Raw genomic sequence first — 10,095 nt, 5'->3', positions numbered from 1 at the left:
CTCGTGTTTTGTATAAGGATTCGACACCCATATCAAAACCGGTAACTCTCAACCTTTCAAGGCTATATGTCAGATCAAGTCGCGACTAATACAGGTAAAGACAGCTTTACCACTGGCTTTCTCAATAAAAATGCATCATCCACTAATATAAATGTTAACGCTTATTCACATGTGCGTCTTATCTGGAAAATCAAAGCTGGCCGTTGTTTTGCTGTTGCTTGAGTAAATCACGTATTTCAGTCAACAGCAGCTCTTCTGCGGTCGGTTTTGGTGCCGGTTTTTCTACTTCTTTTCTCTTATAAAGTTTGTTCATCAATTTAATCGCCATAAAAATGGCAAATGCGACAATAACGAAATCAAAAATAGTCTGAATAAATACACCGTATTGCATTACTACGGCAGGAGTATCACCTTCAGCAGGTTTTAAGACCCAACTGAATGATTTGAAATCGACACCACCTATCAATAATCCCAGTGGCGGCATAATTATGTTTGCCACCAGAGAGGATACAATTTTTCCAAAAGCAGCGCCGATGATGACACCGACTGCCAAATCAACAACATTACCTCGCATTGCAAAATCGCGAAACTCTTTGAATAAACTCATTGTTATCTCCTTTCCTGTGCCAATTTTTAAGTCTAACAAACGACAGCACTTTTGCCATGGCAATTGTTAATAAATTCTGTAGCGTGCCCTTTTATCAACGGTACGTATTCAGCGCCATCGCAGGCTGATTTAAAGGAAGAAGGGACTGGGTTGAAAAAGGCGTTCAACGTCCGGAACGAACTTTTTATCAGTAAGAAACATAATGACGTGATCGCCTTGTTCAATGCGCAGATTGCTGTTGGCTATCAATACATCATCTCCACGCACCACCGCACCGATGATGGTTCCCGGAGGCAGTTTAATATCTTCGATCTGCCTGCCCACTACCCGAGAAGTTGTTTCATCACCATGCGCAATCGCCTCAATGGCTTCTGCAACCCCACGACGTAATGAGGATACCCCTACAATATCCGCTTTGCGGACATGTCCCAGCAGTGCAGAAATAGTCGCCTGCTGTGGCGAAATCGCAATGTCGATTACGCTTCCCTGAACGAGGTCAACATAAGCTTTACGCTGGATCAGCACCATGACTTTTTTGGCGCCCATCTTTTTAGCCAGCATTGCAGACATAATATTGGCTTCATCATCGTTGGTAATAGCGATAAACAGATCGATCTGATCAATATGCTCTTCTGCAAGAAGTTCCTGATCGGAAGCATCGCCATAAAATACAATTGTATTTTGCAGAACTTCAGCCAACTCAGCGGCACGTTGCTGGTCCCGTTCGATTAATTTAACGCTGTAATTTTTTTCCAGCCGCTGAGCCAGGCCTGAACCAATATTACCACCACCAACAATCATGATGCGTTTGTACGGTTTCTCAAGGCGTTGATACTCACTCATTACTGCCCTGATATGTTGACTGGCGGCAATAAAGAAGACTTCATCACCTGCTTCAACAATGGTTGAACCTTGCGGACGAATGGGGCGATCCTGACGAAAAATAGCAGCAACGCGAGTTTCAATATGCGGCATATGTTCGCGCATGATTGAAAGAGCATTCCCTACCAGAGGCCCACCATAATACGCTTTAACGACAGCCAGGCTGACTTTGCCTTCAGCAAAATTTACGACCTGTAGCGCACCTGGATATTCGATAAGTCGGTAGATATTATCAATCACCAGTTGTTCAGGTGAGATCAGGTGATCAATAGGAACAGCTTCAGGAATAAAAAGTTTTTCCGCATCACGGATATAATCCGGCGCCCGGATACGGGCAATACGATTAGGCGTGTTGAATAAGGAGTAGGCGACCTGACAGGCTACCATATTGGTTTCATCTGAACTGGTCACTGCAACCAGCATGTCAGCGTCTTCAGCACCCGCTTCACGCAGTACTCTGGGGTGAGAACCATGTCCCTGAACGACACGTAGATCGAATTTATCCTGTAGCTGACGCAGGCGAATGCCATTTGTGTCGACTACAGTTATGTCGTTGTTTTCACCCACGAGGTTTTCAGCGAGCGTGCCGCCAACCTGGCCGGCTCCAAGAATAATTATTTTCATTGGGCTTCAGTCTGCTGTTAAGGGTCAGATGGGGTCGGTCAGACCGACCTGGCATTTAACTTTTAGTCAGTTTTGCGTAATAAAAACCATCACCACCCAGAGGATCAGGAAATACCTGCTTACCCGGTTGGTCAATGCTGCCCATATTCTCAAGCCTGGCGTTGCTATGGCGCTTCAAAAAAGCGGCAATTTGCAGATGATTCTCTTCTGGTAGGACTGAGCAGGTTGCATACAGCAAAACACCGCCGGACTTCAGGTGCGGCCAGACAGCATCAAGAATCTGCTGCTGGAGAGCTGCAAGCTCGGTTATATCGCGATCGCGACGCAGCCATTTTATATCGGGATGGCGGCGAATCACGCCTGTGGCGGAACAGGGTGCATCCAGCAAAATGCGATCAAATTGCGCGTTACCACACCATTTTTCCGGTGTAGTCCCATCTCCGAGTTTTACCTCTGCGCTCATATGCAGGCGCTGAAGATTTTCGTTGATTCGCGTCAGCCGCTGAGCATCAATATCGACAGCCATCACCCTGGCCTGGGGGGCAGCTTCAAGAATATGCGTTGTTTTCCCACCCGGAGCGGCACACAGGTCAAGTATAAACTCATGATCCTGAGGTGCGAGGAGTGCCACACAACCCTGTGCTGATGCATCCTGTACCGTCACCCAACCTTTATCAAAGCCGGGGAGCTGAGAAACCGCACAGGGGGTTTCCAACCGGAGGGCATCAGGATGTTCGGGGTGAGGTTCAGCCGTTTTCCCCTCTTTTTGCAGTATCTCAAGCCAGCTATCGCGGCTGTGATGCTGACGATTCACACGCAACCACATTGGGGGCCGCTGATTATTGGCAGCAACAATTTTTTGCCACTCCTCCGGCCAGGCGCGTTTCAGTCGAGCGAGCAACCATTGCGGATGAAGGTACTGCTGATCGCCACTGTTCATCGTCTGCATCAGTTCCTCCTGCTTACGCTGAAACTGACGTAGTACGCCGTTGATCAGGCCTTTTAACTGTGGACGTCTGAGGGTAATCGCCCCTTCCACTGTTTCAGCCAGTGCGGCATGGGCTGGAATACGGGTGAAGATCAGCTGATAGAGTCCCGTCATGATCAGAAAGTGAATGGCGCGTTGCTTGCCGGTCATCGGCCGTGCCATCAACTGCCCGATGATCCATTCCAGCTGTGGCAATGTACGAAGCGTGCCATAGCAAAGCTCCTGTAACAAAGCCGAGTCTTTTTCAGATAGCGCTTTTTGTGAGGCAGGAAGCACGTTACTTAATGACTGGCCTTGTTCGACGACTTTTTCAATAGTCTGGGCAGCCAGAGCACGCAGGTTTAAATTTTTTTTCATTAGCAATCGCAAATCAAAATTCGCCCGTCAGGCTGACGGGCAAAATATCAGGCAAGAATATTGCCAGGGATGAACCAGTCACGTCTGGAATTCAGTAAATCCTGGGCCTTCATGGCTTTTTTACCGGCTGGCTGCAACTCTTCAAGTAACAGGACACCCTCACCCGTTGCCACCTGAATACCGCGCTTATCTGCTTGCAATACTTCACCTGGTTGAGCATCAACATGAGGCATCACTGAGGCCTTCCACACTTTAATCGGCTCACCTTCGATAGTGAAGTAGCTAACAGGCCAGGGGTTAAACGCACGGATGCAGCGTTCTGACTGTATAGCGGAGAGTGACCAGTCCAGCTTTGCTTCTTCTTTGCTGAGTTTTTCTGCATAGCTAACCAGGGTTTCATCCTGAACCTCTGGCTTTGCCGTTCCGTAAGCAAGTTGTTCAAGTGTGGCCAGCATCCCGGCAGGGCCAAGCTCAGCCAGTTTGTTGTATAAAGTGGCACTGGTATCTTCGGCTTCAATGGGACAGGACAGTTTATACAGCATATCGCCGGTATCCAGCCCTACATCCATCTGCATAACAGTTACGCCGGTTTCAGTATCTCCCGCCCACAATGCACGTTGAATGGGTGCTGCTCCGCGCCATTTTGGCAGCAGTGAACCATGTACATTAATACATCCCAGTTTTGGCATGGTCAGTACTGGTGCAGGGAGAATCAGTCCGTAAGCAACGACAACCATAACATCGGCTTTAAGACTGGCAATCAACTGCTGATTTTCTTCCGGTCGCAAAGATTGAGGCTGGAAAATGGGGAGGTTGTGCAGCTCTGCCAGTTGCTTAACCGGGCTGGCGGTCACTTTATTGCCACGGCCAGCCGGGCGGTCAGGTTGAGTAAAAACGCCTACCAGGTTATGACCAGATGACAATAGCGCATCGAGATGACGCGCTGCAAAATCAGGCGTACCGGCGAAGATAATGTTCAGATTGGACACGAAATTCCCTTATCTGGAGGCTCATCAGTCGCGAGCGTTTTGGCGGTAAAGTTTTTCCAGTTTCTGGCGAATTCGCTGGCGCTTCATTGGTGAAAGATAATCAATGAAGAGCTTACCAACCAGATGATCCATTTCATGTTGAATGCAGATAGCCAGCAGTCCGTCTGCTTCCAGCTGATAGCTGTTACCGTCGCGATCCAGTGCCCGAATTTTAACTTTTTCAGAGCGAGGGACCAGCGCACGCTGCTCAGGAATAGAGAGGCAACCTTCTTCAATACCGGTTTCTCCACTTTTTTCAAGCATTTCCGGATTGATTAAAACCAGCCGTTCATCGCGATTTTCAGAAACGTCAATCACGATAATACGTTGGTGAATATCGACCTGGGTTGCCGCCAGTCCAATACCCTCTTCGGCGTACATCGTTTCAAACATATCATCAACGATACGCTGAATTTCGCCATTCACTTCTTTTACTGGCCTGGCAACGATGCGTAAACGATCGTCGGGAAAATGTAATACCTGCAAAACTGACATAACTTTCCAGATCTGTGTTCAGGGGATGAGAGAATTATTCCTCCCATTGTAGACATTTCAGTCGGTGATTGACAGCATTGCCGCTATGTTGGGGAAGGTCATCACAAGGATTGTTTAATGACGTCAGCAGAGATTTGGCTGCGCCTGTCAGCCGTCAGGGGATTAGAAGCGCAACAGTATACCGATATTATTCATGCCTTCGAGCAGCCTGGTATTCAGGTAAAGGATGCGCTGAAGTTTTCAGGATTGGATGCCGGGCAGATACAAGGTTTCTTACAACGTGATGAGGCAACGATTCAGGCGACGCTTGGCTGGCTTGAATACCCCAAAAATCATCTGCTGGCTTTTAACAGTCCCTTCTATCCGGAGCGCCTGAAAGCCATCTCCGATTATCCCACTCTCCTCTTTGTGCAAGGAGATCCTGAATTGCTGGTGTCACCGCAGATAGCCATTGTTGGAAGTCGGAATTGTTCACATTATGGCCGTAACTGGGGGAACTATTTTGCACAAGCCCTTGCACTGAATGGCATCACGATTACCAGTGGTTTGGCGGCGGGTATTGATGGTGTTGCTCATCGCGGTGCGTTGGAGGTTGGAGGAAAAACGCTGGCAGTTATGGGATGCGGCTTACATCATATTTATCCACGGCAGCATAGTTTGCTGGCTCAGGAAATTATCGCCAGTGGTGGCGCATTAGTTTCTGAGTTTCCGCTTTCAGCGCCGCCACTGTCCCGAAATTTTCCGCACCGTAACCGAATAATCAGTGGTCTTAGCCTGGGGGTACTGGTAATTGAGGCGGGCTTAAAAAGCGGTTCACTAATCACCGCCAGACTGGCGTTAGAGCAGAATCGCGATGTCTATGCTGTTCCTGGCGCAATTGGTAATTCCGGGAGCGAAGGGACGCACTGGCTTATCCAGCAGGGTGCTTTACTTACCGCGCACCCCAATTCTATCCTCGAACAATTACAGAGTGACCTGAAATGGCTACCTGTTACACAAGAATCAACAATATATTCTGCTTCGCAGGACAATACTCCATTGCCATTTGCTGATGTGTTGGCTAACGTAGGAGATGAGGTTACACCTGTTGACGTCGTCGCTGAACGTGCCGGCCAACCTGTGCCAACCATCGTAGCTAAGCTGCTTGAGTTGGAGTTAGCAGGGTGGATCGCAGCTGTACCCGGCGGCTATGTCCGATTGAGGAGGGCAAGCCATGTTCGACGTACTAATGTACTTGTTTGAAACGTATATCCACAACGAAGCAGAAATGCGGGTTGACCAGAATAAATTAACTGATGATCTAACCGATGCCGGTTTTCATCGTGAAGATATATATAATGCGTTGAACTGGCTGGAAAAGCTGGCTGATTATCAGGACGGCCTTGTCGCTCCGATTTTGTTAGCCACCGATCCATTATCAATGCGTATCTACACCGAGGAAGAGAGTCAGCGTCTGGATGCCAATTGCCGTGGTTTTATTTTGTTCCTGGAGCAAATCCAGGTACTAAATCTTGAAACCCGTGAAATGGTTATTGAACGTATTATGGCGCTGGATACCCTTGAGTTTGATCTTGAAGATCTTAAATGGGTTGTGCTGATGGTGTTATTTAACATCCCCGGATGTGAAAACGCTTATCAGCAGATGGAAGAGCTACTTTTCGACGTCAATGAAGGAACAGTGCACTGAGGATTTTTCTCGTGCATGTACGAAGGTTATGAATAAAACAGCGCTTTTTTCTGTGCGAAAAGGTGAACCCTGCCCCCACTGTGGGGCAGAATTAGTAATTCGCTCGGGGAAACATGGCGCTTTCCTTGGATGTTCAAATTACCCCGAATGTGACTTTAATCGTCCGTTAAAAAATCAGGTTGAAGGTCATATTGTTAAGGCTCTGGATGGGCAGCACTGCCCGCAATGCGAGGCGGTACTGGTTCTTCGCCAGGGGCGCTACGGAATGTTTATAGCCTGTAGCAACTATCCTGAATGTGAGCATACTGAGCTGATTGACAAGCCTGACGAAACCACAATTGCCTGCCCGCAATGTCATAATGGCAAACTTGTTCAGCGTCGCTCACGCTACGGCAAAACGTTCCACGCCTGTGACAGGTATCCGGACTGCCAGTTTGTCTGTAATTTCACCCCTGTAGAAGGTGAGTGTGAGTTTTGTCACTACCCACTATTAATTGAAAAAAAAACGGCGCATGGAGCCAGGCGATATTGCGCCAGTAAGGCCTGTGGAAAGCCAGTCATAGCAGGAAATAGCAGTGAAGAATGAGTTTCTGTCAGGTTCTTTCGATTTATGTGTGGCGCAACTCAGGAAAGGAAACGTTATTGCCTATCCCACTGAGGCTGTGTTTGGTCTGGGGTGCGATCCTGACAACGAGTCAGCCGTAATGGCTCTGCTGGCGTTAAAGCAACGTCCTGTTGAAAAAGGACTCATTCTGATTGCTTCAAATTACCAGCAATTGCAGCCCTATCTTAACGACGTACAACTTTCTGAAAAACAGAAGGCGCGTATGTTCTCTTGTTGGCCTGGTCCGGTGACATGGGTTGTACCTGCCCGCTCAACGACACCTCGCTGGCTCACCGGTAGCTTTGATTCACTGGCTGTCAGAGTTAGTGACCATCCTGAGGTCAGGCGGCTTTGCCTGTCAGTGAATAAACCTCTGGTATCAACCAGTGCCAATCTTACGACGTTACCTCCATGTCGAACTGCGGCAGAAGTTCACCAGCAGTTTGGCGAAGCGTTCCCGGTTTTGCTGGCAGAAACAGGAGGGCGTATCAATCCGTCAGAAATTCGTGATGCTTTAACTGGCAAACTCATCCGTCAGGGATAACCACAATGACTCGAAAATTTGCGGTGTTCGGTAATCCGATCAATCACAGTAAGTCTCCGCGCATCCATCAGTTGTTCGCTGAGCAGATGAGAATCATTCATCCTTATGGCCGCATCTGTGCTCCGATTGATGCTTTTGCCGAATCAATAACGGATTTCCTTGCTGGAGAGGGAGGTGGCGCCAATGTGACTTTGCCCTTTAAAGAAAAGGCTTATGAGCTGGTGGATGAACTCACGCCGCGTGCATCTGCCGCGGGTGCTGTAAATACCCTCAAGAAGCTGGAGGATGGTCGCCTGCTTGGGGATAACACCGATGGAATTGGCCTGCTAACCGATCTTCAAAGACTGAAGTTGATCAAGCCGAACGATCGGATCCTGCTTGTCGGGGCGGGTGGAGCATCACGCGGTGTGATCCTGCCATTACTCTCTTTTGGCTGTTCCCTGACCATCACTAACAGGACCTCTCACAAAGCCAAAAAACTGGCGGATTTTTTTCAGCAAGCTGGTGCAATTCATGCCTGTGAGCTGGAGCAACTGGAGGGGAAGTGCTTTGATTTAATTATCAATGCGACATCCAGCGGTGTGAGCGGAGATGTTCCCGCGCTGCCTCCTGCCTTAATTAATCAGCATACACGCTGCTATGACATGTTTTATCTGGCTGGTCTGACACCCTTTCTCAGTTGGTGCAGGCAGCACGGTGCCACCCAACTGGCGGATGGTCTGGGAATGCTGGTGGGACAGGCTGCCCATTCTTTCTTTTTGTGGCATGGTCAGCTTCCTGATATCACCCCGACAATTGCGATTCTTAAGGCAGAGCTTAGCGCATGAATCAGTCTGTTCAGTTTCCTGATCTGGAGGAGTGGGATGATGTTCTCAAAGCGATCTGCTTCCCTGCTCTGGTCGATGGTTTCCAGGTCATTTGCTTTATCAGCGGCGAATCAGTGATCCACCGTTTTGGTAGTGAAGGAACGGTATTAGATCTTTTCCGTCAGCATCGTTGGGATCTGGAGGATGAAGCTGAAGCGATGATCAAAGCAGGTCATGAGGATGATCAGGGAAGGTTCTGGCTTTCCTGAGCAAGATAGTCATTTTTCCAGCCGACATAATTGTCTGATGAACGGAGCAGGTTTTTGATTTCTTCTTCTGTTAGCGGGCGTACCTGTTTTACCGGACTACCTAAATAAAGAAAGCCACTTTTCAGTTGCTTACCAGGAGGAACCAGGCTCCCGGCACCAATCATTACATCATCCTCAATTATTACCCCATCCAGCAGAACAGATCCCATTCCGACCAGAACACGGTTGCCGATTGTACAACCATGTAGCATGGCTTTATGCCCGACAGTTACATCTTCACCAATAAGAAGCGGATTACCTTCAGGGTTAGCTGCCGATTTATGGGTAACGTGAAGAACACTGCCGTCCTGGATATTGCTACGTTTACCAATAACTACCCGATTTACATCACCGCGAATAGCAACCAGTGGCCAGATACTTACATCATCGTCTAACCATACATTGCCAACCACAACGCTGGATTCATCAATCATGACTCTCTGACCTTGCTGTGGGTAAGCATCTTTATATCGACGTATATTTCTGGTCATAACTACCTCAGCTATAAGAAAGAATGCCTAAGCGTAGTGCCGGATGGGAATGGTGATCAATATCTGCTGATAAACAGGCAGATATTTTGTGGAGATCGTCCGGTATTTCTGCAATATGAATTAAAATCAATCAATGAATAAGAAAGATCGAAAAAAGGCTTGTTCTCTTAAAATAGATCCCTATAATGCGCCACCACTGACACGGAACAGCGGCTGAGAAGCCAGCGGGTCAGGAGGTTCAGCAACGCTGAGCCGCCGGAGAAAACCTCTTAAAAAAGAAGTTGACTCTGAAGGAGGAGAGCGTAATATACGCCACCTCGCAACAGCAGCAGCGCTGCCGGTTGCACCGCTCTTTAACAATTTATCAGACAATCTGTGTGGGCACTCACAGGGTTGATATCCGCATCTTAGGATGCAAAAAAATATCAAGCCTCAGAGTGAACACGTAATTCATTACGGTTTTCCCTGAGCACCGCTTCACGAGTTGAAGCAAATCAGACTTTTAATTGAAGAGTTTGATCATGGCTCAGATTGAACGCTGGCGGCAGGCCTAACACATGCAAGTCGAACGGTAGCACAGGGGAGCTTGCTCCCCGGGTGACGAGTGGCGGACGGGTGAGTAATGTCTGGGAAACTGCCCGATGGAGGGGGATAACTACTGGAAACGGTAGCTA

At 48.3% G+C, this 10,095-nt stretch carries 12 protein-coding genes and 1 rRNA gene; 7 read left to right on the top strand and 6 right to left on the bottom strand.

The genetic code is table 11. The features are described from left to right. Nucleotides 1-190 precede the first annotated feature (190 nt). The 5 genes from mscL to def form a co-directional block, all read right to left on the bottom strand. Nucleotides 191-607 (bottom strand): large-conductance mechanosensitive channel protein MscL, encoded by a 417-nt coding sequence (gene mscL, locus BG55_RS01130; protein ID WP_034933379.1) that lies wholly within the window; start codon nucleotides 605-607, stop codon nucleotides 191-193. Nucleotides 608-736: 129 nt separating this feature from the next. After that, entirely contained in the window at nucleotides 737-2,113 is a 1,377-nt protein-coding gene (trkA, locus tag BG55_RS01125; RefSeq protein WP_034933375.1) for a Trk system potassium transporter TrkA, read from the bottom strand. A gap of 55 nt (nucleotides 2,114-2,168) precedes the next feature. Next, entirely contained in the window at nucleotides 2,169-3,458 is a 1,290-nt protein-coding gene (gene rsmB / locus BG55_RS01120; protein WP_034933370.1) for a 16S rRNA (cytosine(967)-C(5))-methyltransferase RsmB, read from the bottom strand. 47 nt (nucleotides 3,459-3,505) lie between these two features. Further along, on the bottom strand, nucleotides 3,506-4,447 hold the full coding sequence (gene fmt, locus BG55_RS01115) for a methionyl-tRNA formyltransferase (RefSeq protein WP_034933367.1): 942 nt from the start codon (nucleotides 4,445-4,447) through the stop codon (nucleotides 3,506-3,508). A gap of 24 nt (nucleotides 4,448-4,471) precedes the next feature. After that, nucleotides 4,472-4,981 carry a peptide deformylase gene (gene def / locus BG55_RS01110; protein WP_034933363.1) on the bottom strand — a complete coding sequence of 170 codons (510 nt, stop codon included), beginning with the start codon at nucleotides 4,979-4,981 and terminating at the stop codon, nucleotides 4,472-4,474. A 117-nt stretch (nucleotides 4,982-5,098) separates the two neighbouring features. Here def and dprA point away from each other — a divergent pair, with 117 nt between their 5' ends. The 6 genes from dprA to BG55_RS01085 are packed head-to-tail and all read left to right on the top strand — an operon-like array spanning nucleotide 5,099 to nucleotide 8,891. Next, nucleotides 5,099-6,223, top strand: a complete 1,125-nt coding sequence (gene dprA, locus BG55_RS01105; RefSeq protein ID WP_034933359.1) for a DNA-protecting protein DprA — start codon at nucleotides 5,099-5,101, stop codon at nucleotides 6,221-6,223. Further along, the gene (gene smg, locus BG55_RS01100) at nucleotides 6,195-6,668 is read left to right on the top strand and encodes a DUF494 family protein Smg (protein ID WP_034933355.1); all 474 of its coding nucleotides are present in this window, start codon (nucleotides 6,195-6,197) and stop codon (nucleotides 6,666-6,668) included. The genes dprA and smg overlap by 29 nt, the downstream gene beginning before the upstream one ends. 28 nt (nucleotides 6,669-6,696) lie before the next feature. Then, complete coding sequence (locus BG55_RS21630) at nucleotides 6,697-7,254, top strand: DNA topoisomerase family protein (protein WP_071994958.1); 558 nt, start codon at nucleotides 6,697-6,699, stop codon at nucleotides 7,252-7,254. Then, nucleotides 7,244-7,816, top strand: coding sequence for an L-threonylcarbamoyladenylate synthase type 1 TsaC (gene tsaC / locus BG55_RS01095; RefSeq protein WP_052018640.1), 573 nt, complete (start codon nucleotides 7,244-7,246; stop codon nucleotides 7,814-7,816). The genes BG55_RS21630 and tsaC overlap by 11 nt, the downstream gene beginning before the upstream one ends. 5 nt (nucleotides 7,817-7,821) lie before the next feature. Next, nucleotides 7,822-8,643, top strand: coding sequence for a shikimate dehydrogenase (gene aroE, locus BG55_RS01090; protein ID WP_034933351.1), 822 nt, complete (start codon nucleotides 7,822-7,824; stop codon nucleotides 8,641-8,643). Next, complete coding sequence (locus BG55_RS01085; RefSeq protein WP_034933347.1) at nucleotides 8,640-8,891, top strand: DUF1488 family protein; 252 nt, start codon at nucleotides 8,640-8,642, stop codon at nucleotides 8,889-8,891. The genes aroE and BG55_RS01085 overlap by 4 nt, the downstream gene beginning before the upstream one ends. On the opposite strand, the gene BG55_RS01080 is transcribed toward BG55_RS01085, so the two are convergent. Further along, the gene (locus BG55_RS01080; protein ID WP_034933341.1) at nucleotides 8,867-9,421 is read right to left on the bottom strand and encodes a gamma carbonic anhydrase family protein; all 555 of its coding nucleotides are present in this window, start codon (nucleotides 9,419-9,421) and stop codon (nucleotides 8,867-8,869) included. The two genes, BG55_RS01085 and BG55_RS01080, sit on opposite strands and share 25 nt — an antisense overlap. A 503-nt stretch (nucleotides 9,422-9,924) precedes the next feature. On the opposite strand from BG55_RS01080, the gene BG55_RS01075 reads away from it, so the two are divergent. After that, nucleotides 9,925-10,095, top strand: a 16S ribosomal RNA gene (locus BG55_RS01075); the annotation flags it as partial.

Origin of the sequence: Erwinia mallotivora (genome assembly GCF_000590885.1) — a bacterium.
Taxonomy (GTDB): Bacteria; Pseudomonadota; Gammaproteobacteria; order Enterobacterales; family Enterobacteriaceae; genus Erwinia; species Erwinia mallotivora.
This window is presented reverse-complemented; position numbering and strand designations above follow the sequence as displayed.